The sequence below is a fragment of the Actinopolymorpha cephalotaxi genome (genome assembly GCF_013408535.1).
Classification (GTDB): Bacteria; Actinomycetota; Actinomycetes; order Propionibacteriales; family Actinopolymorphaceae; genus Actinopolymorpha; species Actinopolymorpha cephalotaxi.
Window position 1 is genome coordinate 4,438,041 of record NZ_JACBZA010000001.1, and the last position, 25,442, is coordinate 4,463,482.

Sequence of the window (25,442 nt, forward strand, 5' to 3'; positions counted from 1 at the left end):
GGCCTGGCACGCCTCCGACCTGACTGGGATCGATCTCACCTGCCGTGTGGGAGCGCTACCGCACGGGTGATCTCCTGGGTGAGCTGGTTGCCGTTCGCGTCCTGCGCGTGCACCCGGAACGACACGAACCGGGCCTTCGCCGGGGCGCTCGCCGGCAGGTCCGCCGTGTAGCGGCCGTCGCCGTGGCGGACGGTGCGCAGGTGCCGCCACCGGCCGCCGTCGTCGTAGGAGGCCTCGAACGTCAACCTGTTCACGGGAATGTCCACTCCCGCCTGGTGTCCGACGGTCACCTCCACCTCGTGCGCACCGCGCACCGGCGCCCTCAGTTCGTTGCGCAGGTCGACCCCGACGTCGTACCCGAGCGTCAGCAGCGGCACCGGCTGCGCGGAGTCCGTACGACCCGAACGGAACGTCCACTCCGAGCGGCTACGAGTGGACAACTGCGCCCACGGCGCCCGGTTGGCCACCTCGAACGACATCCGGTAGGTGTCCGCCGATCCGGTGGGCAGGTCCACGTAGCCGAACAGTCCGCCAGGCGCGTACGCCGTCTCCCACAGCACCTGGTCGCCCTGCGACAGCCGGACCCTCGTGTCGATCCCGTCCTGACCCGGGACGGTGTACGCCACGGAGAAGTGCTGGTCTGCGTCCACCAACCCGACACCCTGGAAGACGTTCGGGAACGGCGCCCCGAGTATCAGCCGGTCCTGGTCTCGCCGGACCGGGAACCTGCCGTTCAGGCCGGGAACGACGGGCGCGCCGAGCCACGACTGGGTGACGTGTTCACCTCGCGCGTACTTCGTCAGCGGCGTATCCAGCTCCAGTCGCGCCGGGGGATCTGTTTCTCCTCGTTGGTACGGCCGCTCCGGGGTCGCCATGGTGTAGGCCCACGTCGTCTGCGGGTCCGACACGTGGTAGACGACCCGCGAGCGCGGTGCGCCGAAGACCGGGCGCATGAAGGTCAACGACGACGTGTCCGTCGGCCCAAATGCGAACGAGCCCTCGCTGTAGCTGATGTTCTCGGTCGCCAGACTGTGCAGGTTCTCGTCGACACGGACCAGGTCCTTCGGAGCCACCCGATAGTCGAGCTTGCCGGGGACGCGGTTTCCTTCGGCGAATACCAGGTCGTAGACGTACGGACTGGCCATGTTTCCACCGGCCCGCACTGTCAACCTGCCCTTGCCGAGCAGAGCGAGCAAGGTGCCGCCCTCGGTACCGGTCAGGTGAACGGTCGGCACCTTGAGCTGAAGGTCCGCACTCCCGCCGGGGTTGGAGTTCGATCCCGGGTCGTCGTTGTAGATCGCGACCAGGCGTGCTCCCGCGTCTGCTGCCGCGTTCGACTGAACTGCCACCGGCACGTCGTCGGTACGGCGGACGAGCGCGACGGCACCCTTCAGGTCAAGGCCGGCGAGGTCCGCCGGACGCCCCTCCCCCGCGTCGACGACCGGTATGGTGGCGGCGCCCTTCAGGACCGGGAACTCCCAACTGTGGTTGCTGAACCAGTCCATCCGGTAGTACTGCGGATCCAGCTTCACGTCCTTGGCACCCGGAACGGACATCGTGACGTTCGGCGCCTCCAGTCGCATCCGCGAGGTCGCCTCGAACGAACCGGCCGATACCCCGTCCATGGGCTGAACGAAGAACCGCTCCTCGGCCTGGGCTCCGGGATTGTTCACGACAGCGTCACTGACCACCGTGCCGTCAGCGGCGACACGGCTCCACTTGAGTTCGACGGCGCCTCCGGGATTCGCCCTGGCCTCCGGGTTGGCCGGAGTGCTGACCTTCACCTCGACCGCCTTCCGGGCGTCGAGTGTCAACGTGGTGTTGCCGGAGATCCGAAGCTCCGGGTCGCCCACCAGGGCAGTGCTCACGGGTGCGATCGGGAAGCTCGCGTCGGCCGGTTCGCCGGCCGGGCGGGTGTCGATGTAGGCCAGCACCGAGTAGGTGCCGACGTGTACCCGAAGGCACAGCTCCTGCTTCGGATCCTGACTCGCGCAGTAGTCCCACCTCGACGCGCCGGTCTGGACGTCGACGACCGGTGAGCCGAGCGACCCGTCCGCCACCGCGCCACCGATCCCCGGCCTCGAGGGACGGCCGTCGCGCGCGATGCCCCGCAGCCGGAGGTCGAACAGTTGCGGCTTGCCCACGAACCCGATCGGGGTGTGCAGGGACGGCACCTGCGGTGAGTCCGCGACCACCGTTCCTGTGTACTTGCCGACCTTGGCGGTCCCCGGGTCGAGGGTGACCGTGGCCGTGCCGACCGTGCCGGGTGCGACGGTCAGCTGGGACGGTTCCACAGACGCGTAGTCGACCTCGGCCCCATCCTGGTCACGAAGCTGGGAGTGCAGGTCCAGCGTCACCGGCTGTTCGGAGACGTTGCGGTAGGCCAGCTTCCGCGCGACGGGCTCGGTTCCACCGGCCGCCTTCAGGGTGATGATTCCGAAGTCCAGCGAACCCTGCTCGGCGAGCACCGGGCTCTTCAGCACACGTCCGACGTCGACCCGGCCCGCCCCCTGTTCGTACTCCCGCAGCCCCGGAGTGGGCACCGCGGTGGACATCAGTGCTGCCTTGAGTTCCTGCCAGGTCATGTCGGGGCGGGCCTGGGACAGCAGGGCCGCGGCACCCGCCACATGCGGGGAGGCCATGGAGGTGCCGGACAGCTGGAGGTACGGGCCGGACCCGCCGAGCTTGCCGTCCTTGGCCCGTGCGGCCCAGATCCCCACGCCGGGTGCGGTGATGTCGGGCTTGAGCGCCAGGTTGACCGGTCCGGGACCACGGCTGGAGAAGTCGGCGAGCCGGTCCTGGCGGTCCACCGCGCCCACCGTCAGGGCGCTCGGCGCGTCGCCGGGTGAGAGCACGCAGCCGTCGCACCCGCGGTTGCCTGCCGCGACCACAAACAGCGTCCCGTCCTCGTTACTGAGCCGGTCCACCGCCGCCGTCACCAGGCTGCTGCCGAACTCCGTCGGGTCCGAACCCAGGCTCATGTTCACAATGTCCGCGTGCTCGTCACCTGCGGCCCACTCCATCCCGGCGATCACCCAGGAGAGGGCGCCGTTGCCTTCGGAGTTCAGCACCTTGCCGTTGAGCAGGTCCGCGCCGTACGCGACGCCCTTGCGAGCACCGTCGGAGGCCGCACCGGACCCGCCGACGATCGACGCGACGTGCGTACCGTGCCCGAACCCGTCGTTGGTGTCCGGGTCGTCGGTGAAGTTGTGCGCGGCACTGACGCGTCCGGCGAGATCGGGGTGGGTGGTGTCGATGCCGGTGTCGAGTACGGCGACCTTGACGCCCTTCCCGGTGTAGCCGGCGTCCCAGGCGGCCGGGGCGTGGATCTGCCTGGTGCTCTGGTCCAGCGCCACCCGGACCCGGGCGTCCAGCCAGATCTTCCGGACGCCGGCGAGTGGCCCGGCCTGCGCGGCGGTCAGCGAGGTCGTACGCCGGCCGGACTTCTGTGCGGCCTCGGCCAGCTCGAACACCGCGTTCCCGAGCTTGGTCACCTCGTCCTTGGCGACCTTCGTGGCCACGCCGTCCACGCTGTCGAGCACGCGACGGTCGCGCTCACCGGGAATCGCCTTCGTACGCAGGGTCTTCGCCGTCTTCTTCGGATACGTGACGATCAGCGGGAGGGACGGGCTGGCCGCGTCGTCGTACCCCTGCTTCGCCAGCGCGGTCACGTCGAACAGTGCCGGATCGAGGACGTCCGCCTGCAGCAACGAGCCGACGTCGGAGGGCACGACGTACGTCCGGCCGTCCCGGGTGCTGACCTCGAACTGCGGCACGACACCGTTGGGCCGGCGCGCGGGATCCACCGCCGCGGTGGTCTTCCCGCCGCCGAGCGAGCGAAGTTGGACGCGGTCGCCGGTGATCAGGGTGATCGCCGCGGGGCCGGAGGCCGCCTTGACCGGTGCGCTCGCGCTGGTCGCGGCGACGGTCTTCGTGGGTACGTTCTTCGTGGGTACGGAGTTCGCCGAGGCCGCCGCTGCGGCCACCGGCCCGGAGTGCCCGGGAGATCCGGCCACCGCGAGCGCGACAACCGCTGTCGCCGCCAACGCCCGGGGAAGAGCGCGGCGAAGAACACTGGGAGGGGGATTCGGGAGGGGCGGGAAACACCCTGACGGTCGAGATCCCGACCGGCCATGGCATGACCTCTTTCCTGCGTTGGCACAACTGCCTGGGGGGTAGCGACTTCGTGCGAAGTCACTCGTCTCCTGCGACCTCACAGGTCTGCCGTGATGTCACGCGTCTGCTGAGGTCACAGGGGTTCGAAGCGCTCGTCGGCGGGAGGTGAATCGGCGGGAGGTGAAGGAGCGTCGGGCTCGGACGGATCCGAACCCGGCGTGACGCGCCGCCCGATCCGCGTCGGCTGTTCCGGCCTCACCGGGTCGCCCGAGCGCTGCGCGTCGAGGTCGCCGTGCTGCTGGTCGTCGTGCTGCTGCTCGTACTGGTCGTCACCCTGGTCACCGCCCACCCGAACACGATCGGGTCTGGCTGAAGTTTCAGCGACCGGGCAGATGACCTATTGGTTGTCCGGTTCCGGCGCCCGCCCGGACGGTCGGTCCACCGCGAGCAGGCCGGCCTCGGTCGCGGCGATCGCCGCCGCCGTACGCGTGGACACGCCCAGCTTGCGCATCGCGGCGCGCAGATGATGGCCGACCGTACGCGGCGAGAGGAACAGCGTCTCGCCGATCTGCCGGTTCGTCAGCCCCCGGGCGACCAGGCCGACCACCTCAAGCTCCCGCGGCGAGAGCCGGTCACCGTAGCCGCGCGGGCCCCGCCGCCAGGTCCGGGCCACCTCGACTCCGTGGTGGCGTAGCAGCCGCGCCACCCGGTCGGCGTCCCATCGAGCACCCAGGGACCGCAGCTCCCGCTCGGCGTCCGACAGCCGCGCGAGACCCCGGCGTTCCTCGCCCGCGGCGACCAGGCACCGGCCCTCCCCTTCGCTGGCGAGGAGTTCGTCGTACGGACGAGGCAGGGCATGCCATCCCGCGGCCGCGTCGGCGAACAGCGCGGCCGCCTCGCCCAACCGGCCCCGCGCCTCGGCGACGACCGCCCGGCACACCGTCAGCGCGGCCGCGGGCGCCGGTCCTCCTCGGCCACCCAGACCGGCGGCGAGCCGGCCGGCCATGTCCGCGGCCGTGTCGACCTGACCGGACGCGACCAGTGCGGCCACCGCGACCGGTGCGATGTCCGTCGCCCACCACCACACGCCCTTGCGTTCGATCGTCGTGACGTCGCGCGCGAGCACCGTCAGCGCGTCGTCCGCCGCGCCGTCGGCCAGGTGCAGCCGGGCCAGCGCCGCCGCGGCCGGCATGGCCAACGGGTCGACCACCCCGAGCCGGGCGTACTCCTCGGTGACCTCGGTGAGGTGCCGCCGCGCGGTGTCGCGTTCGCCGCGGGCGAGGGCCACCAGGCCGAGGAGCTGCCGTGCCTGCAGCTGGTCCAGCGTCACCGACGTCTCCGAGGTGAGCAGCTCGTTCGCCGTGGTTTCGAGGTCGCCCCAGTCGCCGGTGTGCCAGTCGAGGAAGGCTTCGGTGACGCGGACGGTCGCCCGCAGCCGCTGGTAGTCCGCGGCCTGCAGGTGTTCCAGCGCCGACGCCAGCCGCGGGCGTACCTCGTCGTAGCGTCCCCACACCACCGCGAGCTGGGCGGCGTTCAGCAGACCTCGCGCGACGACCAGCCGTTCGGACGGACTGTCCGGGTCGGCCGCCTCCCGCGGAAGCTCCGCCGCCGCCTGCCAGCCCGCCTCCTCGCCCAGCAGCAGCAGGCAGCTCGCGCGGTTGACCGCGAACGACAGCCGGTCGACTTCGGAGGTCGACGCGGGCAGAGCTTTGGTGCCACGCTCCAGCCATTCCAGGTGGCGGGCGGCCGGCCAGTCCGGGACCAGCGGCATGGCCAGGTTGAGCATCGCGCGCATCGCGAGGTCGGGGCGGTGCCCGAGGTCGTCGACGGCCGCCTCGATCGCGGCGTACGCCTCGGGTTCCTCGCTGATCTCGCGGAGCATCCGGCCGAGCAGCAGCCGAAGCTCGCCACGTGCGGCGGGTGTCGCGACGCCCGCTGCGAGCGCGTTCCGCAGCGCGTCGGCGACCTGCGCCGCGAGGTCGCCGAGCGCGGCGGTGCCGAGGTGCGCCGCCTCACCGAGTTTGCGGGCCAGCCGGGTTCGCCGGTCGACCGGGTGGTCGCCGGCCGCCAGCAGTTCCAGCAGCGCGGTGACGGCGAACCGGTCGTCACCGGACCTCAGCGCGAGGTCGGCGCTCGCCTCCGCGTACTCCGTCCAGGCCTCGCGGTCCGCGGCCTCCCGGAAGTGCCGGGCCAGCCGCGCCACCGGCGGCGGGTCGAGACGCCGGAGCCGCTCGGCCGCCCGCCGGTGCAGGTGGCGGCGGCGAGAGACGGGAATCGCCTCGTCCACGGCCTGCGAGGCGAGCACGTGCCGGAAGACGAACCGTCCCGGCCCCGCCTCGCGGAGCAGACCCGAGGTCAGCGCGGCGGCGACACCACGCCGGCCGGCCTCGGCGTCCAGCCCTGGTACGTCGGTGAGCGTCGGCTCGTCGGCAGGGGCGGCCAGGACCGCGGCCGCCTCGAGCACCGCGCGGGTCTCCGGGGCCTGACGCTCGACGCGTTCGAGTACGGAGTCGCGCACCGTCGGCGGCACCTGAAGCTGGTCGAGCACCCGGCGCGTCCACTGCCCGCCCCGCTCCACGATGTCGCGGCGGTCGCGCAGCAGGTGCAGGCATTCCTCCAGGGCGAGCGGCAGCCCGTCCGTACGCGCGTGCAGGAACGCCGCGAACTGCTCCGACACCTGTTCGGTGGCGAACATCGCCGACACCAGGTCGCGGGTTCCGCCGACGTCGAGGGGCTGCAGGTCGATCCGTAGCTGCGCCATCCCCGCCGGTCGCCTGGTGACCAGCCGGCGCAGCAGTGACCCGGCCGGCACGTCCGCGGGCCGGTAGGTGAGCAGCACGGGCACGCGGGTGTGGCCGGTGGCGTACGTCGTCAGCAGCCACTCCCACGTCGCCGTGTCGGCCCAGTGGACGTCCTCCACCACCAGCACGTCCACCCGTAGGCACTCCAGGAGTTCGGCGAACGCGCGGAAGAGCCGGTGCCTGGTGGCGATCGGGTCGGTGAGTACGTCCACCGCGGGTGGCAGCCGGTCCGCGAGCTCGGGGAAGACCGGACGCAGCGCGCCGCCCAGCGGGCTCAACGCCAGCGCGCCGTCAGGGGGCACCAGCCGGCGTACGCCGTCCAGCACCGGCCCCAGCGGGAACGGCTCCGGCAGCGGCGGGCAGGCAGCGGCCAGTACGACTCGGCCGCCCAACGCCGGGGACGCAAGGCATTCGCGGACCAGGCGGGACTTGCCGACGCCGGCCTCGCCCCCGACCAGCACCATCGCCGCCTGTCCGTGCAGGGCGCCGACGATCGCCTCGACCTCGGCAGCGCGCCCGACGAACGTCGAGGCCGACGCGGCCAACGGTGAGGTGGCTGATGCCGCCCACGTCGTTGACGGCGGAGTCGACGTCGTTGACGGCGGAGTCGACGTAGCCCCTGCCGGCCGTCCCGAACGCATCGCCCGAACGTACTACGGCGCCGACCTCGCCCGGCACCTTAATCCGGTTGCCTCCCGCGTGCGGCCTCGACAGACTCCGCGGCGTGGAGGACGACGAGCTGACCCGGTTGCTGACGAACGAGCGCTACCCCCGGTCGGGGCGATACTCCGCCCGCTGGATGGTGGACAACGCCATGGGCCCGAACCCCGTATGGCTGGCTGAAGCCTTGACGGAGGTCATGCCGCTCGAACCCGGCATGCGGGTCCTGGACATGGGCTGCGGCAAGGCGCTCACCTCGATCTTCCTTGCCCGGGAGTTCGGCGTACGGGTGTGGGCCACCGACCTGTGGATCGATGCCGCGCAGAACTGGTCCCGCATCGAGGAGGCCGACCTACGTGGCCGGGTGCATCCGGTGCACGCCGAGGCACGTGCGCTTCCGTTCGAGGAGGGCTTCTTCGACGCCCTGGTCAGCGTCGACTCCTACCACTACTTCGGTACCGACGACCTGTATCTCGGCTACTACGCGCGATTCGTCAAGCTTGGCGGCCCGATCGGCATGGTGGTCCCCGGTCTCGCGGAGGAACCACCGTCGTATCCGCCGGCACATCTGGCGCCCTACTGGAAGTGGGACTTCTGTTCCTTCCACAGCCCGGACTGGTGGCGCTCCCACTGGGAGAAGACCGGCCAGGTCACCGTCGACCTGGCCGACCGGATTCCCGGCGGCTGGGCGGACTGGCTGCGCTGGAACGACGTGTGCGACCGCGACTTCGGCGAGCCCCGGGATGAGGCGGAGATGCTTCGTGCCGACGCCGGGCGGCTGCTGGGTTTCAGCCGGGTGGTCGCGCGACGACGTTGAGAGCTCGGGAGTTGTGTCGTGCCGTCAACCTGCGGTTGGCGGTCGTGGTGGACTGGAAAGATGGAGGGGGAACCGGACTCCGGTGGGGGCACCTTCTGCACCACCGCAAGCGTGCCTTGTCACCTGCTCGCCTTTGCCCGTACGAAGCGCATGCCCGCGAGGGCGGCCGAGGAGGAAGCGATGACCGCCACTGCTCACGCCCGGGCCGAGGAGCACGAGCACCACACCCACGGGCCCGGCTGCGGACACGAGTCCGTGGTGCACAACGACCACGTCGACTATTTCCACGGCGACCACGCGCATCGCGAACATGCCGGACACTACGACGAGTGCACGACCTGCCAGTGCGGCAACTGTCAGGATGTGTGCGCCCGTTGCCGCTGTGCGGACTGCACCTGCCCAAGCTGCAACCACGGCACCTGCTCGTGCCGGAACTGCGGCGGTGAGAGCTGCGCCAACTGCGCCTGTGCCGACTGCGACTGTCCGACCTGCTCACACGCGGGCTGAATCTCCAGCGCCTGTACGAGCTGGACCGGCACGAACGGGCCCCACTGTGGCCGCGTCACTCAGACGGTGAGCGTGGCCTCGATACCGAACACAGGCACGAGACGTGGCTCGTTGAAGGCCGTGATCCGGGCGATCCGAGCATCGATCAACGTCAGAACCTGCACACCATAAGCCGCGTACACATCGCCGCCCACCTGCTTGTGGACCACAAGGGCGGGCTGCCCGTTGGCCCGGGTGGGCACCATCCGCCACTGGCCGCCGCCCAGGACCCGACTGCTCAGAAACCCGATGACGGCCGCCCGCCCGGTGAACCAGGTCGGGATCGGCGGCATCTCCATCTCCACATCGGCCCTCACCAGCCCCACCAGCGCGGCGGCGTCGGCCCGGGTGAACGCGTCGACATAACGGTCGAGCAGCTCCCGGATGGCCTTCTCGTCAGGCTCGGCCAACTCGTCCTCGACCGGCCCGGCCTCGGCCAGGCGGGCCCGTGCCCGACGCAGCGCACTGTCGACAGCCGCGGTGGTCGTGTCGAGAATCTCGGCGACCTCGACCGTCCGGAAGGCGAGCACGTCACGCAAAGTCAGCACGGCCCGCTGCCGTGCACTAAGCAGCTGGAGCGCGGCGATGAATGCCAGCCGCACTCCGCTCCGCCCGGACACGACGGCAGCCGGATCTCCGGTGCCGAACAGTGAGTCCGGTGCCGGCTCGAGCCACGGCACCGACGGATCTCGGTCGGCCACGGCCACCCGCGGATCGTCCGAGGGCGCGCCCAGCCCTGACGGAAGCGGCCGCCGGGAGCGCGTTTCCAGGGCCGTGAGGCAGGTCGTGGTCGCGATCTTGTACAACCACCGCCGCACCGAGGATCGCCCCTCGAACCGCCCGTACCCTCGCCAGGCACGCAGATAGGTCTCCTGCACCAGGTCCTCGGCGTCGTGGATGGACCCGAGAATCCGGTAGCAGTGCGCGAGTAGCTCGGGCCGGTAGGGTTCGGCCACAGTGGCGAAGTCGGCGTGGGACGGCATCGCGGCCACTCCCCGTGGTGCGGATTCCATTGTCGGACGATTCAGCTGAGCGGGCGCAACTCGGCACCGCTGACAACGTACTCCGAAGCACCATCGGAGTCCCCTGCGACATCGAGTACGGCTTTGGCAACCTGCTCCGGACCGAGAATCGACTCGAGCCCTTCAGCAAAGGCGTCCGGGGTGATGCCCTGCCGCGCGGCGTACCCCGCGACCCCGACGGAGCCGAGGCCGGTCGTCGGCGTCAGTTGCGGAAGCAACGCGACGAACCGAATACCGAGCCCGCTCCTCTCCGACTCCTCCGCGGCATACCCCCGCATGTACCGGATAGCCTGCTTGGCACTGGCGTACCCGCCACTCAGCGGAGAGCCGGCCAGAGCGGCGCCACTCGACATGGCGACGACAACGCTCCCCGGCACCAGCGGCGCCAACAACGCCGCCCGCGTCCAGACGAACATCTGACGGGTGTCGATGTGCCAGTTCCGGCTGAACGTCTCCCAGGTCTGCTCCTGCAGGGGAGCCATGTGTGGGGTGGCCCCGGCGTTGAGCACGAGCAGACCGGGCTGGTACTCGCTGATCACGTCTCGGGCCAGAGCTTCGTCGGTCGCATCGCCGACGAAGGCGGTGAAACCTTCACCAAGCACCTCACGTACGGCACTCAGGTCCCTCTCATCGCGCGCGACGCCGACGACGCGGGTCCCCAGGGCGACGAGAGCGGCGGCAATGGCCCGCCCGAAGCCACGGCTCGCACCGGTGACGACGGCGGTCTCGAAGGTGGTCTCGGACATCGGAGCCTCCCGCGGTAGTGGTGTGCGTTCCCCCATCAAGACCGGTGACCACCGGAAAATCCGTCGCCGGACCCAAAGAATTTTCGCCACCCGGTCGCCGTGGCAGCGAACCGTCTCGTCTCAGGGGCGGAGGATGCGCTGCTGCGGGTCCACCCACTCCGGGGGTACGTACTCGGGGTGGCCGTGGCTGCCCATCCGCACCAGCCAGCCTTTGTGGTGGACGGTGACGTGGTGGAAGCGGCACAACAGCACACCGTTGTTCAGGTCGGTGGGGCCGCCGTGGTCCCAGGCGGTCATGTGGTGGGTGATGCAGCGTGGTTCGGGGATGTTGCAGCCGGGGAAGTGGCAGTGGCTGCCGTCGCGGATCGCGAGTGCTCGTCGCTGGTGTTCCCTGAAGAACCGGTCGGAGCGGCCGAGGTCGAGCACCTGCCCGTCGCCTGCGAGGACGACCGGGATGAGGTCGGCCTCGCACGCCAACCGGCGCACCGTCGCCGCCGAGATGGGTTTGCCGTCGGCGCCGAGGTAACGGGCCGACCCGCCACCTCCACACCTGGGGCACCCGTCGTGCGGGTCGATGGCGTCCTTCAGCCCCACCGCACGCTGGAGTTCGGCGTCATCCTCCTCGGTTCCGGGGTCGGTGTTCGGTTGTGGGGGTTGGACCGGTTCTCGCGGTGGGGGTATCCCGTCGGCGGGTGATCCGGTGCCGGGTGGTGGCCGTTTCTGCTTGCCTGGCTGGGATTCCTGGCCTTCGTCCTGACCTCTGGCCTCCTCTGTCGTCGGTTCGCCGGCCTGGTCGGGGTCCTTGGCCGCGTTCTTCGCGTTCTTGGCGTTGCCTGTGTCCTTGCTGGTGCCGTACTTGGGGTCGGTGCAGGGGCAGGTGCAGGGCCGGGGGGGTACGGGGGTGGCGGTGTCGTCGATCGTCCCGGCACCGGTGCCGGTCAGGAGGACGTCCATCGGGATGGTGACCGCGACCTGGGGTGGTCGGCCGCCGCGTACGGGTGCGGTGGTGGCGGCGGCGAGCAGGCCGAGGGCTTCGGCGAACGCGTCCCCTCGCCGCTGTTCGATCGGCCGCCGGTCCGGCTCTGCGCCCTTCTTCGGCTCGGCCAACGGTTCGATGATCTTGCGGAACAGTTCCATCTCCCACGACGGCAAAGTGATCCGCACCGTCTCCGACTGGGGGATGCCGTTGGGCAGGTACCGCAGGGACCGTTTCTGTTCGGCCTTGCGGTCCTTCTTCGCCAGTTCTTCACCCTCCAGCCGTTCGGCCTCTTCGGGCGCGATGCGTTCCAGCAGCGACTCGCCCATTCCACGGAGTTCGTCGGGGTTGGCGAAGCCGGCCTTCTCGATCAGGAACTCCTCCGCCCAGTGCCGCTCGTCCGCCCCCACGTATTCGGGGAGTTTCTTCAGTGCTTCGGCGATCACTTTCGCCTGCATCGCCGACACCGCCCCGGCGGCCATCGCCTCCAGGGTCAGCCGCGCCACCTTGCCCAGGGCGCGGGCCAGCCCGACGACTGCGGACGCCTCCCGCTGGCCCAGCCGCTGCGCCGTGCGCAGGTAGACGGTGGCGTTGGGGGAGCCGGTCAGCCTGCCGATGTCACAGGCCTCCGCCAGAGCCACCAGGTCCAGCTCCAGCGCCTCCAGCCGGGCCTTCTTCGCCCGCGCCGCAGCGATCACCGCCCCCATGTCCTCCGGCTTCAGGCCACCCTTCGGCGCCACCCACGCCTCGTCCAGCGGAGCGTCGACCCGATCGAGCGCAGCCAGGATCCGGCCGGCGGCATCACCACCGGTCCAGGCACCCCACTCACTCGAAGACATGATCGAATCGTACCGGCCACCACCGACAAGCCCAGGTTGCCCACAGAGCGGGATTCCTCAACGTACACAGGAGTTCTGCGCCTGCAGTTGACAGATGATCGCGGGTCAACAAGCCTTCCTCAGCGTACGGCGATCTCGTCCAGCAGCTCCATCGGCACCTTCTTCACCGTCACGTGGTCATGGCCCGACAGCGACGCTTCAGAAGCCGGACGCGGCCGTTGAACCACACGACGTCGACCATGACCACCGAGCACCGTTCGGTACGCTCCCCCACATGACGGCCGGCACTGCTGCGATCGCCGAGGACCTCGCCCCGACGGGCGTCCTGCGGGCGTCGATCAACCTCGGCAACCCCGTACTCGCCCAGGGAACGCCCACGAACCCCAGTGGCGTCACGGTCGACATCGCGCGCGAGGTCGCGGCTCGCCTGGGCCTGCCGGTACGCCTGCTCTGCTTCGACGCGGCGCGTAAGTCGTTCGAGGCGATGGCGACGGGTGAGGCCGACCTCTGCTTCCTGGCCATCGAGCCCGCACGGGAAGCGGAGGTCTCGTTCACCGGACCGTACGTCGTGATCGAGGGCGTGCTGGTCGTACCCCAGGACTCACCACTGTCAACCGTCGCGGACGTCGACCGGCCGGGCGTGCGGATCGGGGTGAAGCGCGGCTCCGCCTACGATCTCTACCTTTCCCGCACCCTCCGGCACGCGGAGGTCGTACGCGGCGAGGAGGGAGTCGAGGTCTTCCGCGACCAGGCTCTGGACGCCGGAGCGGGCATCCGCCAGCCGATGACGGAGTACGTCGCCGCGCACCCGGAGTTCCGGCTGATCGACGAACGCTTCATGCAGATCCGGCAGGCGGTGGGGACGACCAGGGACCGGGCTCCGGAGACCGTTCGGTTCCTGCGCGAACTGGTCGAGGAACTCAGGGCCGGCGGGTTCGTCGCCGAGTCGCTTCGCCGAGCAAGCCTCCCCGCCACCCTGGTCGCCTCCGCCGAGGAGTGACCGGAGCCAGGATCGTTTGGTCGCCGACGTCAAGCCGCTCTTGACGTCACGCCTACGTCAGGTGCCGGGCGGGCGGAACTCCACCGACTTCTTGGCCGCGGCGTCGATCTCCTCCGGTGTCAGCAGCACCGTCGCCTTCGTCTGGATCGCCCCACTCGCCTTGACCGCAAGGGCCACCGCCGCCATCGAGACGTTGTCCGGGAAGTCGAGGATGCTGTAGAGATCGACGTCGCCGAACGCGAAGTACGTCGACTCGACCTTTCCGCCCAGCGACCGGGTCACCTGCTCGACCGCGTCCCGCCGCCCGGTTCCGCCGTCTTTGACCAGACCCTCGGACCCCTTGGCCGTGTAGCTCGCCTGCACGAGAAACTTCGGCATCGAAACCACCCCCTCCGTCCAGACTCTCACCCGGCGACCACCCGCCTTTCCGCCTCAATCCGGCGTATCTCGGCATGGCCCTGCTCAAAGCCGCGCCTATCCTGGATCACCGGCACGTCCGACGGCAGCGGGCACGGCAAGGCTCGCGCCTTTCGAGGGTGGGTGAAGTGTTGCGGGAGCTGAGCACCGAGCCGCAGTGGAAGCTGATCGAAGGTGTGAAAGCCGTTGCCGCCGGCGACGAACGGATCCTTGCCGCCTGGGTCGCCGGCAGTTTCGCGACCGGGGAGGCCGACGCCTACAGCGACGTCGACGTGCACTGTCTGGTCAGCGACGACAGTGCCGAGTGGTTCCGGGACAACTGGCCGGAGACGGCGGCAGCGATGGCCGGTCCGTTGGTGCTCGCGACCAGCCTGCCCGGCCTGATCGGCGGGTACGCCCTGACAAAGGACTGGCAGCATCTGGACCTGATCCTGCACCCGTGCGGCCTGGCCGACCCGCGGCTCACGGACGACGGGTTGCCCCTGTACGACTCGACCGGCGACCTCCTTCCGGCCGAGCAGGCGGCGCCGAGACCGCACGCGGGTGAGCCGTTCTTCCCCGACGCCGCGGTCACGTTGTGCCTGTACTTCCTCGGCAACCTCGTGGTGACGTTCGGTCGGAACGAACTCACCGTCGCCCACAGCGGTATCAACGCGATCCGGGACGGGCTGGTCCAGGTCATGCTCGCCGAACGCGGAGTTCGCCGGCGCGGCGGCAACAAGAGGCTCAACCCCTACCTCAGCGCCGAGCAACGCACGTTCCTGGAATCGATCCCAGCCGCGGACGTGTCCGAGGAGGGCATCACCGCCACGATCCGGGTGCTGTCGCGGGAGTTCATCCGGCGTGGCAGGGCGCTGGCCGGCCGCACCGGGGCCACCTGGCCCGAGGAACTCGAGGACGCGACGATCGCGCACCTCCAGCGACACCTGGGCGTCGACTTCCGCTCGTGAGCCCGTCCTGGGTCAGGACCGGCGTACGACCTGAGGCGGATCCTCCTTCTGCCGGGACGTGGGTTCAGCGGACGGGCTCGAGCTCGTCCAGATCGTCATCGGACAGGCACGGCTGTGGGTCGTCCGGCGTCGGGTTCTGGCTGTCAGCGGCTCGCTGCGGCATGCGTACGGCCACCGCGACCACGATGATCGAGAGCACCGCGCTGACCAGGAAGGCGAGTCGCATGCCGCCGAGGTGCGCGCTGCCGGCGGGGGTCCCGGAACCCATCAGCTGGTCCGCCCGGAGGGTCATCACGGTCACCGCCAGCGCGGTGCCGAACGCGGCGGCCACCTGCTGCAGGGTCCCCAGCATCGAACTCCCGTGGGAGTAGAGGTGCTGCGGCAGGTCGCCGAGCGCGAGCGTGAAGACCGGGGTGAAGACCATGGCCAGCGACAGCATCAGGAGCATGTAGAGCCCGAGCACCTGCCAGTACGGCATCGTCATGGACACCTGGGTGAACCCGGCCAGCGAGGCCACGATCCCGACGGAGCCCGGGATGATCAGCACCCGGCCACCGCGCCGGTCGAAAACCCGTCCGACGGTCGGGCCGAGCACGCCCATGGCCAGACCCCCGGGCATCACCAGCAGGCCCGTCTGCAGCGGGCTCAGGTCGCGGATGTTCTGCAGGTACAGGGGCAGCAGGATCATCGAGCCCATCATCGCCACGAACCCCGCCGACATCAGGGTCACGCCCTTGGCATAGGTCGAGTGCCCCAGAGTGCCCAGGTCCATCAGCGGCGTGGAGCCTGCGCGCTTGAGCCGGCGCTGGCGCAGCACGAACGCTCCGACAGCCACCAGGCCGCCGACGACGATGACGGCCGACTCGGCCGCTCCGCCCTCGGCGAACTGGGTGAGACCGAAGACCAGTCCACCGAAGCCGACGGCGGCCAGGACGACACTGGGCCAGTCGATGGTGCTGTCCTGCGGCTCGCCGACGTTCTCGAGGCGACGCAGCCCGAACCACGTGACCGCGCCCGCGATCGGCAGAACCAGCAGGAACAGCATCCGCCACGATCCGTGCTGCAGGACGAAGCCGGACACCGTCGGCCCCATCGCGGGAGCCACCGAGATCGCCAGGGTCACGTTGCCCATCACCCGACCCCGATCACTCTCGGGCACCACGGACATCAGGGTGGTCATCAGCAACGGCAGCATCACGGCTGTGCCGAGTGCCTGAACGACGCGGCCGAGCAGAAGCGCCTCGAAGACCGGGGCGGCAGCCGACAGTGCCGTACCCGCGAGGAAGATGCCCATCGCCGTGGCATAGGCGGTGCGGGTGGACACTCGCTGGAGGAACCAGCCGGTGACCGGGATGACGGCGGCGGTGGTCAGCATGAACCCGGTGGAAACCCACTGCGCTGCCTGCTCGGTGACGTGCAGATCAGCCGTCAGGCGCGGGATGGCGTTCAGCATGATGGTCTCGTTGAGGATCACCACGAAGGTCGCCAGCATCAGAAGTCTGATCACTGCGGGGGTACGACGACTCGGCACGCCCGCGGGGTCCGTCCGGACGTCTTCGGGCCGATCGGCAGGCATGGATCCTCGCACGGGGTAGGTCTTGTCGGTGTCGCAGCCGGCATTCCGGCTGAGGGCCTCGGTAGTCGCCGTCATGATCGTTCAGACCGGCGTACCGTCCACAACTCATCGGTGGCCGGACGCATTCCGGCTCGCGACGCCGCCCTGAAGTTGACCATCATAGAGAACCGGCTCGGGTGCGTCCGCTCGGGAAGCCGGCAATACAGTCACCCCGTGACAGCCGCAGTGAACGAGCCGCCCCGTCCACTCCCGCACCTGGTGACAATTTGCGAGCAGAGCGTCACGCTCGCGGTAGCGGAGGGCACAGAAGCTCGGCTGCACGTGGGCGAGGCCCGGGACGGCTGGGTGCTGATGGCGACGGTTCATGGCCGCCGAGGCGGTGACGTCGCGGTCTTCGAGGACTTCACGTCGACGACCGGACCGATCGCCGTGGTCGGTCAGGACGGCACCGCGCGCATCCTCGGCAAGTCACTGGAACCCACGTTCGCCGAAGCCGGCAGCCTCTATCACGGCCACGACGCCCGGACAGTCCTGTCGAGTGACACCGATCTGCTCGGCGAGGAGATTCTTGCCGAGCCCGGCGACCCCTCGTACGCCGACGTCGCGGCGTGCTTCCCGCCGATCGCCAAGCCCGCGAACTCCAGCATCTCCGCCATGGCGACCTACACGTTCGTCGCCACTCCTTCGTGCCGGGACAAGATCGGCGTCGCCTACGGCGGACGTACGGCGAACTTCGACCCGGCCGTTTACGTCCCCGCGATCGCTGCGATCCGCGAGCGCGGCGAGGTCCTGGACGGGCTCGTGGGCGGGTGGCCTCCGGTGCTCCGGTTCGTCTACCCCGAAGGCGAGGGAACCTGGTCGGAGCTGGTGATGTTCGCTCCGTTTCGTACCGACAACGGCAACGAACGCATCCAGCCGGTGTGGCACCGCATCGCCAGGGTCGAGAACGGCGAGCTCGCGTGGGTGAAGTACGTCGACTCCTACCCGCCGGTCCCACCTCGTACGACCGTCGACCGCGCGGACGACTTCTTCGCCGACCTGCTGGACACCGTGCGGGGGTGGGAGGACCTGCTCGCGGACGCCACCGACATCGACGTACCTGACCAGCGACTGGCCGACCAGGCGCGGCACTCCCTCGCCCGGGCGATGAGCACCCGGATCGGCGACTTCCCGAAGTACGGCGTGATGGACCGGGCCTACGGGGGTGCCGAGCACGACGGCTTCCAGGACACGTTCAACGTGGATGTCACCGCGATGCTGGACTGGGGACTGTTCGACGCCGCGCGCAGATACGTCGACAACTACCTCACCAACTTCGTCCGCGACGACGGCTCCATCGTCTACCGCGGCCCCGGCACCGGCCAGTACGGCCGGATGCTGACCGTGCTCGCCCACTACTTCCGGCTCACGCGGGATGACGACCTGCTGAGGCGTCACCGGCCGCGTATCGACGCCATCGCGACGGTGCTTCTCGGTCTTCGCGCGACCGCGAAATCCCTGCCGGACAACGATCCTGGGCACGGCCTGATCGCGGGCTGGTCCGAGGCGGACTCCTGTCTGGAGGCCGACCCCGACCGTTACGTGCGGCCCTACCTGTCCAACAGCAGTGAGGCGGTACGCGGGTTCGCCGACCTCGGCGCCGTGTGGGAGGAGCTCGGCGAGACCCACCGCGACGACGGGTTGACGGCGTGGGGCGAGCGGCTCCGGGACGAGTCGACGGCGCTCCTGGCAGATCTTCGTACCGCCGTCGACCGGTCGATGCTGACCGACGTGCAACCACCCTGCCTTCCCAGCATCGCGGGCGTCGAGGAGCCGTTCCACGTCGCGGTGCAACGGGACAACGTGGATCCGCAGTTCCGCGCCTACCGTGTCAACTCGGAGTTGCTGCACTCCGGCGTACTCGACGGGGACGCCGTGGACACGATCGTTCGCTACCGGGCGGCGCACCGAGACATCCGCCTCGGGGTTCCGATGGCGTACGGGTTCGACTCCTGGGACGACCTCGGCGGCAACGGCGGCGAAATGGCCGGCTTCCTCAGCTACGGACACGCGTACGGCCTGCTGCAGCACGACCGGATCCGCGAGTTCCTGCTGGCGTTGTACAGTCTGTCGGCCCACCAGTACACGCGCGGATCGTGGACCGCGCCGGAGACGAGGAGCGTCCATCCGGACCGGCCGGCCGCGCCGTACGCCGTGCCCGCCCAGCTCGTCGTCCCGTTGCTGACGCGGTGGATGCTGGCGTTCGAGGAGCCCTTCGAGGACGTGCTGTGGCTGTGCCGGGCGACCCCACGCGACTGGCTTCGCGACGGTGGCCGGATCTCGGCTCGCGGCGTGCCCACCCGGTGGGGGAAGGTCGACGTCACCGTCGACTCGCGGGTCGCACACGGCCGGGTCGACGTCGAGGTGCGCCTTCCGGAGAAGGCGGCCGTGCCACTCACCCGGATCCGGCTACGGCTCCCTGACGGGCTTCGGATCGTGGCCGCGTCGGTCGTCGACAACGGCGCGCCGGTGCCCTTCGACGCGGAGTCGGAGACGGTCACCCTCCCCGCCGACCGAGGCGGCCACGTCCGGCTGACGGTCGCGGTCTCGGCAGTCTCGGCGGAGTGAGGTCCGTGCCGGGTCAGGCCCGGCGTACGACGTGAAGTAGGTACTCCTTGCGGTCGAGGGGATTGTGGTCGGTCCTCGGCCTGGCGGGGACCGCGCCGCCCCTGACGGGCTCGTAGCTGTCGAACGCGAACTCCAGTACGCCCTCGCCGCGGGTCAGCCCCGGCAACTGCTGCTGCAGGTCGTGCACGGCGGCCGCTCGGATCCTTCCCTCCAGTACGCAGCCAGCTCCCCTTGTAGTCGGTGCTTCCGGAACAGCGCCCAGCCGGGAGAGCACGGGCAGCAGCGCTCCCAGCGTGTCGGCCGGAAGCTCCAGCCGGAACCTGTGCACCGGTTCGCACACGACCGTTCTCGCCTGCTTGAGCGCGTCCATCACCACCAGCGGCGTCAGCCCGCGAAAGTCGCCGGCGGTGCTGCCGGCCGAGGAGTAGCCGGAGTGTGTCAACGTGACCTTGCACTCGGGCACCTGCCAGCCGTACAGGCCCTGCCGCAACGCGAGCGGAACGGTCTCCTCGATCGCCTTCAGCAGCGTGGGCAGAAGGGAGCCGCGTTCGACCTCCAGCCGGAAGTCGATCCCCGCGTCCACCTGTGCGGGTTCGACCCGCAGTCCGATCGTCGCCGCGAACGGATTGTTCGGGCCGCCCATCAGGTCGTACGACGCGCCGCTGCCGAGCACCCGCTCGACGCAGATGGGGGTGGTTTCGCGGAAGGTGACGTCGATGCCGTACTCCAGGGCGAGGGTGGCCTCGATGACCTCCTTCTGCACCTCGCCGTACAACGAGACGTACAACTCCTGGGCGACGTCGTCCTGACGCAGGTTGATCAGCGGGTCCTGCTCGGCCAACTGCGTCAACGCGCCATGCAACCGGCCCTTGTCACCGGCTCGGACCGGCACCACCACCGTCTCCAACGTCGGCGGCGCGAAGTGGTGGTCGCCGGTCGTTCCCGAAACACCGATCGTGTCGCCGATCCGTACGTCGGAAAGCCCCCACACCTTGGCGATCTGCCCGCCCACCACCGCGGGGCACTGCACCACCCCGCCCCGGTCGAACACCCGCAGCGCGGTCACCTTCTCGCCCTGGTCCTCACCCTCGCTGTCGCCGCGGGCGAACCGCACTCGCTCCCGCGCCCGCAACTCCCCCGAGAACATCCGCAGGTAGGCGACCTTCTCCCCCGCCGGCCCCCGCTCGACCTTGAACACCGTCCCCGACACCGGGCCACGGGTCTCGGCCTCCTTCGCGGGCAGCAACCCGGTGATCCCGGCCACCAGGTCCGCCACCCCCGCACCGGTGATCGCCGAACCGTAGAACACCGGATGCACCACCGCGCGGGCGGTCCCGGCGGCGAGCTCCGCACGGGCACGCCTGCCAGTGAGCACCTCGGGCCCACCGTCGACGTAGGTGGCCAGGAACTCCTCGTCGCGGTCCGCGAGCACCTCCACCGCCGCGGCCACGAACGGCTCGTCATCCGGTCCGTACGGCACGAAGCCCGCCTGTCGGGTTCCCTCGTCGTACGCCCGGCCCATCGCCACCACCGCGGGCGTCAACTTCTCCGCGATCTCGGCGAACACCCGCTCCGCGTCGGCGCCACGACGGTCCAGCTTGTTCACGAACGCCAGCGTGGGAATCCCCAGCCGCCGTAGCGTCCGCATCAGCACCCGGGTCTGCGCCTGCACACCCTCCACCGCCGACACCACCAGCACCGCACCGTCCAGCACCCCCAGCACCCGCTCCACCTCGGCTATGAAATCCGGGTGCCCAGGAGTGTCGATCAGATTGACCGTGACACCGTCCAGCACGAACGACACCACCGCCGACCGAATCGTGATCCCACGACGCCGCTCCAACTCCAAGGTGTCGGTCTGCGTGCTGCCCGCATCCACACTCCCCACCTGCGCGATCACCCCCGCCAGGTGGAGCAGCCGCTCCGTCAGACTCGTCTTACCCGCATCGACATGGGCCACGATCCCAAGGTTCAACGTCCGCGCCACGCGTCATGCCCTTCGGATAGGCGACAGTTGCCTCCTGAGGTGACACGAACGCCGCACGCATGGCGCACTCCTTGGGCGCCGACCGGTGGTCGGCAGCCGGGTAGCCGGGAAGCCGGTGGGTGGTCCTGCCGCACAGTGCAGCAAGCGGCCACCTGTGCGGTCAACCGAATTGCCGGCTCAGGCGAACGACGAACGGCGTCCGTTCCCGGCCAACTTCACCGCCGCGTGACCGGATCGTGACGCTCCTCGCGGCGCGGAGGTGCAACCTTCCTGATCTTCACGACATCCTTTGGATGGTGTCGCCGTACAGCACAGTCGGCCGCACAGCACAGCCGGCCGCACAGCACAGTCGCCTGAACCCCTGGGGGTCCGATGCGCCATCGTCGTCTCGCAGCGGTGTCAGCCGCCGCCGTTCTCGCGGTCGCCGTACTCGGCGGTGTCGCGTACGGCGCCGGCCTCCCGCCGTTCGCGCACAGGGCGCCGGACACCACGGACACGTCGGCGCAGGCGCACCACCCGGCCGCCGATCCGGCGCGTCACACCCCCACGCCGTCGTCCGGTGAGAAGCCGCCTGTCAAGGCGACCCCGACCTCTCGCGCGCCCCGTCCGAAGCCGCTCCCGAGCCGGACACCGAGGGCGACACCGACGCCCACCCCCACGCCCACCGCGACGACGAAGCCCTCCCCGAAGCCAACTGCCACACCCAAGCCCAAGCCCAAGGCGCTGATGAGCGTCGGCGCTCGCTCGGACCAGGTCCGCGAACTCGAGGCCCGCCTGCACCAACTCGACTGGCTCTCCACCGAGTGGATCGACGGCTACTTCGGTACCACCACCCGCAAAGCGGTTTACGGCTACCAGGGCAAGCACGGCCTCGAACCGCTCGGCTACGTCGACAGCGCCACCTGGCGCAGCCTGCGCGAGACCAGCCGGACCCCGACCCACGACGAGCTGTACCCGCCGAAGCCCAAGCCGCGCACCGGTCCCCTCGACCCGCGCTGTACGACCGGCCGGACGGTCTGCATCGACAAGTCCACCCGTAGTCTGCGCTGGGTCGTCGACGGCAACGTCCGGTTGACGATGGACGTACGGTTCGGCTGCCCGTCGTCACCGACCCGGGAGGGCACGTTCCACATCCGGGCAAAGGTGCGGCACGGCTACTCCAACTGGTACGACAGCGCCATGCCGTTCGCGATGTTCTTCAGCGGCGACGAGGCGGTGCACTACTCCTCCGACTTCGCCGCCCGCGGCTACAACGGCTGCTCCCACGGGTGCGTGAACGTCCGCAACTGGAACGCGCTCTCCCAGCTGTTCGGCGAGGCCCGGATCGGCGACAAGGTCGTCGTCTACTGGTCCTGACGGCACTCGTCGCCACCGGCGAGTCGCCGTTGGTAGCCTTCGGCGACTTTTCCGGCCGTCGACGCTGGCGTCCACCCCGGTTCGCGGTATATGTTCGCGAGCCGGCGACGCAGTGAGCAGTGTCCTGCCTCGACCGCATCACTCGAGGGGGCACCCGATGTCGTCAGCTGCCGCAGCGCCGGCCGAAGTCGTGGCCGCACCGGCGTCGACGGCGACCTCCGACCGTCCTGCTCGCCGTTACGTCCCCTGGCTGTCGTGGGTCCGCGTCGTCGCCACGATCGCGGTCGTCGCCTGCCACGTCTGCACGCACCTGGCATGGGAGTGGGGGAAGGTCTCCGACCGCGAGTGGCACTTCGGCAACCTCGTCACGGCCACCAGCCGGTTCAGTGTGCCGATCTTCGTGATGGCGTCGGGCGCCGTACTCCTCCAGGCAGGACGCAACCAGTCGCTGCGGGACTTCTATGCTCGGCGCGCGTCCAGGCTCGCGATCCCACTCCTCGCCTGGTCGGCCTTCTACATCTGGTTCGGGCGCTGGACGACCGGTCAGGATCTGGCCTGGAGCGACTTCCCCAGGCTCCTGCTGCTCGGCCAGCCGTACTACCACCTGTACTTCCTCTTCGTGATCTTCGGCCTCTACCTGATCACGCCGTTTCTCCGGATCTTCGTCGACGCGGCACCGCGCAGGTACCTCGTCACGGGCACTGCGCTGATCATCGCCGTGACGCTCTTCGACAAGCTGCACAGGGTTTTCAGCGGCCTCTCGCTGGAACCGAACGCGTTCAGCTACTTCCTGCCCTGGATCGGTTACTACCTGCTGGGGTACGTCCTGCTGACGATGCCGATGCCGGCAAGCCGCCGGCGCGTCGGCTGGATCGCGGGGGTGACGTTCGCCGTCACGCTGCTGGCCAACGTCATCGGCACCTGGGTGCTGTACATGGCGTTCGCCAACCGGTACGGCCTGATGCTGTACCACTACCAGCTGCTCGGGCCCATGATCATGGCGATCGCGATGGTCTTCCTCATGCGGGCGATCTTCGGTGACGGCGAACCCGTCGACGCCACGCGGGACCGCGCTGCCACCGCTGCCTCCGAGAAGCCGAAGAAGCGACCCGTCGGGCTGCGGCTGGCCGACCTCACGCTCGGGATCTACCTCATCCACCCGATCCCGGTGGCGTTCGTCCGGGAATACCAGCCGAGGTTCAGCTCGCCGTGGTCGAGCATCGGCTACCACTCGGCAGGCGTCGTCGTGGTTCTTCTGCTGTGCGCGGCGGCGGCCTGGTTGCTGCTGCGTGTGCCGTACGTTCGCCGGCTGGTCTGACGTAGAAGGTCGGGTCACGTCCGGTCAGTCGACCGGGAGCGCGGGCGGGCGAGCCGGGGTCCCGGGAGGCCCGACGGGAGCAAACCCCAGGCACCGGCCCTTCGCGGGCTCCACCCCCCGGGCGGGTCCGGGCATCAGGACCTGGATCGTCACGTGCCCCTTGTCGGCGAAGTAGACCCGGTGATAGCGGTCGAGGAACGGCACGATCACCGTGTACCGGCTCCGGTCCCTGGGGTAGATCGACACCCGGTCGCCGGTCATCAGCCAGATGCGCCCGGCCGAGGTGATCCCGGTCGGCAGCGGGCAGCCGACCCGTTTGGTCTCGTCCAGGAGCCGCATGGCCCGGTACGCACGGTCGGCGGGCAGGCCGAGGCGGGGGCCGTAGACCCGGAACGCCACCCGGTCGCCGTTGCCGACGACGAGGACGTCCCCCGGCTTCCACCGCGCCTTCACGAACCGCAACGCCACGCGGTAGTCGTCCACGCCGTACTGGTAGCGGAGGTCCTGGTTCAGGCCCACCGGCGTCGTCCAGGCGACCAGCCCGAGGGCGAGGACGACGGCGAGTCCCACGACCTGTGCCGCCCACGAAGGAGCGAGTCGCCGCACACCGTCGACCAGGGCGTCCACGGCGATACCGGCCAGGACGAGCACGCCGGGTACGCAGAACAGCACGAGGCGGCGCCCGAACGGGTACATCGAGACGAGCGCGAAGGCGTACGCGGTGATCAACGGGAGTACGAGCAACGGCGCGGTGCTCCGTGACCATCGCCGCGCGCACGCGGCGGCCAGGCCCAGCACCGGAACGGCGAGCAGGACCAGCGCCCAGGGCCGGTCGAAGCCCAGCTCCCGGATGCCGAAGTCCTCCCACAGGAAGCGGTTCCAGTGCAGGAAACGGCCGCGGTCGCCGACGCGCATGAACGGCTTCCAGTACCACGCGAAGTCGGGCGCGAGCGAGGTGAGATGGCGGGCCCAGAGGGCGGCCAGCAACAACGAAACACCGGGCACCGCCAGCCGGGCCAGTTGTCCCAGGAGCGATCGCACTCCCCCGCGCCACTGAACGAACCCGACCCAGGCCGCGAGCAGCGGTGCCGCCAGCATGAAACCGTGGGAGAACCACGGACCGATCGCGATCAGCGCGTACCAGGCGACCTCGCGCCGCCGGCTCGGTTCCCCGCGGAGCATCCCGACCCCGAGCAGCAACAGGCCGGTGACCAGCAGCATGTCGGTGGTGTACTGCTTGGCCTGGGCTGAGTAGAAGACCAACTGTGGCAACGTTGCCAGCGCCAGCACCGGGATCGCCGCGGTCCACGTGTGGCGGACGAACTTCCTTGCCAGCAGGGCGACCAGGACCAGCGTCGCGCAGCCGGCCAGCAGCGGGATCAGCCGATACGCGCGCTCACCGGTACCGAAGGCGGTCGTGACCAGGCGTTCGAGCAGCAGCCAGGCCGGCGGTGCCGACTGGGTGTCCGACAGCGGGCCCAGCAGCTTCCTGAGCGAGTAGGTGTCCAGGCTCTGCACCAGCGCCAGCTCGTCGCGCCAGAACGCGCGCCCCTGCCACCACAGGTCGACCCGGGCAACAATGCCGGCCAGGACGGCCGCCCACACCACGACTTCTCCCACCAGGCCCGTGCGGGAACGAGGGTGCTGGGTTCTGGGCACCCGCCGATCCTAACGACCCGGACGCGGCGGTCCGGGCGGCCCCGTAGGC

At 70.0% G+C, this 25,442-nt stretch carries 17 protein-coding genes; 6 read left to right on the forward strand and 11 right to left on the reverse strand.

Annotated features, from left to right (window positions below):
• Positions 1-35 precede the first annotated feature (35 nt).
• From FHR37_RS19640 to FHR37_RS19650, 3 genes are all read right to left on the reverse strand, one after another.
• On the reverse strand, positions 36-3,986 hold the full coding sequence (locus FHR37_RS19640; protein ID WP_175542619.1) for a S8 family peptidase: 3,951 nt from the start codon (positions 3,984-3,986) through the stop codon (positions 36-38).
• Between the two features lie 263 nt (positions 3,987-4,249).
• The gene (locus FHR37_RS19645; protein ID WP_092885250.1) at positions 4,250-4,465 is read right to left on the reverse strand and encodes a hypothetical protein; all 216 of its coding nucleotides are present in this window, start codon (positions 4,463-4,465) and stop codon (positions 4,250-4,252) included.
• A 48-nt stretch (positions 4,466-4,513) separates the two neighbouring features.
• Positions 4,514-7,462, reverse strand: coding sequence for a helix-turn-helix transcriptional regulator (locus FHR37_RS19650; RefSeq protein ID WP_175542620.1), 2,949 nt, complete (start codon positions 7,460-7,462; stop codon positions 4,514-4,516).
• A gap of 179 nt (positions 7,463-7,641) precedes the next feature.
• Between FHR37_RS19650 and FHR37_RS19655 the strand changes: the two genes are divergently transcribed.
• Entirely contained in the window at positions 7,642-8,394 is a 753-nt protein-coding gene (locus tag FHR37_RS19655) for an SAM-dependent methyltransferase (RefSeq protein WP_202818201.1), read from the forward strand.
• 356 nt (positions 8,395-8,750) lie between these two features.
• Here the strand turns inward: FHR37_RS19655 and FHR37_RS19660 are convergent, their stop codons facing one another.
• From FHR37_RS19660 to FHR37_RS32615, 4 genes are all read right to left on the reverse strand, one after another.
• The gene (locus tag FHR37_RS19660) at positions 8,751-8,960 is read right to left on the reverse strand and encodes a hypothetical protein (RefSeq protein ID WP_175542621.1); all 210 of its coding nucleotides are present in this window, start codon (positions 8,958-8,960) and stop codon (positions 8,751-8,753) included.
• Positions 8,961-9,953, reverse strand: coding sequence for a sigma-70 family RNA polymerase sigma factor (locus FHR37_RS19665; RefSeq protein ID WP_092885254.1), 993 nt, complete (start codon positions 9,951-9,953; stop codon positions 8,961-8,963).
• 11 nt (positions 9,954-9,964) lie between these two features.
• Complete coding sequence (locus FHR37_RS19670; RefSeq protein WP_092885256.1) at positions 9,965-10,708, reverse strand: SDR family oxidoreductase; 744 nt, start codon at positions 10,706-10,708, stop codon at positions 9,965-9,967.
• 120 nt (positions 10,709-10,828) lie between these two features.
• Positions 10,829-12,523 carry an HNH endonuclease signature motif containing protein gene (locus FHR37_RS32615; RefSeq protein ID WP_092885258.1) on the reverse strand — a complete coding sequence of 565 codons (1,695 nt, stop codon included), beginning with the start codon at positions 12,521-12,523 and terminating at the stop codon, positions 10,829-10,831.
• Between the two features lie 274 nt (positions 12,524-12,797).
• On the opposite strand from FHR37_RS32615, the gene FHR37_RS19680 reads away from it, so the two are divergent.
• Positions 12,798-13,523 (forward strand): transporter substrate-binding domain-containing protein, encoded by a 726-nt coding sequence (locus FHR37_RS19680; RefSeq protein WP_092885260.1) that lies wholly within the window; start codon positions 12,798-12,800, stop codon positions 13,521-13,523.
• A gap of 57 nt (positions 13,524-13,580) precedes the next feature.
• On the opposite strand, the gene FHR37_RS19685 is transcribed toward FHR37_RS19680, so the two are convergent.
• Positions 13,581-13,901 (reverse strand): GYD domain-containing protein, encoded by a 321-nt coding sequence (locus tag FHR37_RS19685; protein ID WP_092885262.1) that lies wholly within the window; start codon positions 13,899-13,901, stop codon positions 13,581-13,583.
• Between the two features lie 167 nt (positions 13,902-14,068).
• On the opposite strand from FHR37_RS19685, the gene FHR37_RS19690 reads away from it, so the two are divergent.
• A complete protein-coding gene (locus tag FHR37_RS19690) occupies positions 14,069-14,890 on the forward strand; it encodes a nucleotidyltransferase domain-containing protein (RefSeq protein ID WP_092885264.1) in 822 nt (273 codons plus the stop codon).
• A 64-nt stretch (positions 14,891-14,954) separates the two neighbouring features.
• On the opposite strand, the gene FHR37_RS19695 is transcribed toward FHR37_RS19690, so the two are convergent.
• Entirely contained in the window at positions 14,955-16,382 is a 1,428-nt protein-coding gene (locus FHR37_RS19695) for an MDR family MFS transporter (protein WP_237768927.1), read from the reverse strand.
• A gap of 297 nt (positions 16,383-16,679) precedes the next feature.
• Here FHR37_RS19695 and FHR37_RS19700 point away from each other — a divergent pair, with 297 nt between their 5' ends.
• Positions 16,680-19,073, forward strand: coding sequence for a hypothetical protein (locus tag FHR37_RS19700; protein WP_139239055.1), 2,394 nt, complete (start codon positions 16,680-16,682; stop codon positions 19,071-19,073).
• Between the two features lie 13 nt (positions 19,074-19,086).
• On the opposite strand, the gene FHR37_RS19705 is transcribed toward FHR37_RS19700, so the two are convergent.
• Positions 19,087-21,060: an elongation factor G gene (locus FHR37_RS19705; RefSeq protein WP_092885270.1), complete on the reverse strand. Its 1,974-nt coding sequence runs from the start codon at positions 21,058-21,060 to the stop codon at positions 19,087-19,089.
• A gap of 396 nt (positions 21,061-21,456) precedes the next feature.
• Between FHR37_RS19705 and FHR37_RS19710 the strand changes: the two genes are divergently transcribed.
• Positions 21,457-22,416 carry a L,D-transpeptidase family protein gene (locus FHR37_RS19710; protein WP_237768929.1) on the forward strand — a complete coding sequence of 320 codons (960 nt, stop codon included), beginning with the start codon at positions 21,457-21,459 and terminating at the stop codon, positions 22,414-22,416.
• Between the two features lie 157 nt (positions 22,417-22,573).
• Positions 22,574-23,734: an acyltransferase gene (locus tag FHR37_RS19715; protein WP_092885274.1), complete on the forward strand. Its 1,161-nt coding sequence runs from the start codon at positions 22,574-22,576 to the stop codon at positions 23,732-23,734.
• Positions 23,735-23,758: 24 nt separating this feature from the next.
• Here FHR37_RS19715 and FHR37_RS19720 read toward each other — a convergent pair whose 3' ends face one another.
• Positions 23,759-25,393: a glycosyltransferase family 39 protein gene (locus FHR37_RS19720; RefSeq protein WP_092885276.1), complete on the reverse strand. Its 1,635-nt coding sequence runs from the start codon at positions 25,391-25,393 to the stop codon at positions 23,759-23,761.
• Positions 25,394-25,442 lie beyond the last annotated feature (49 nt).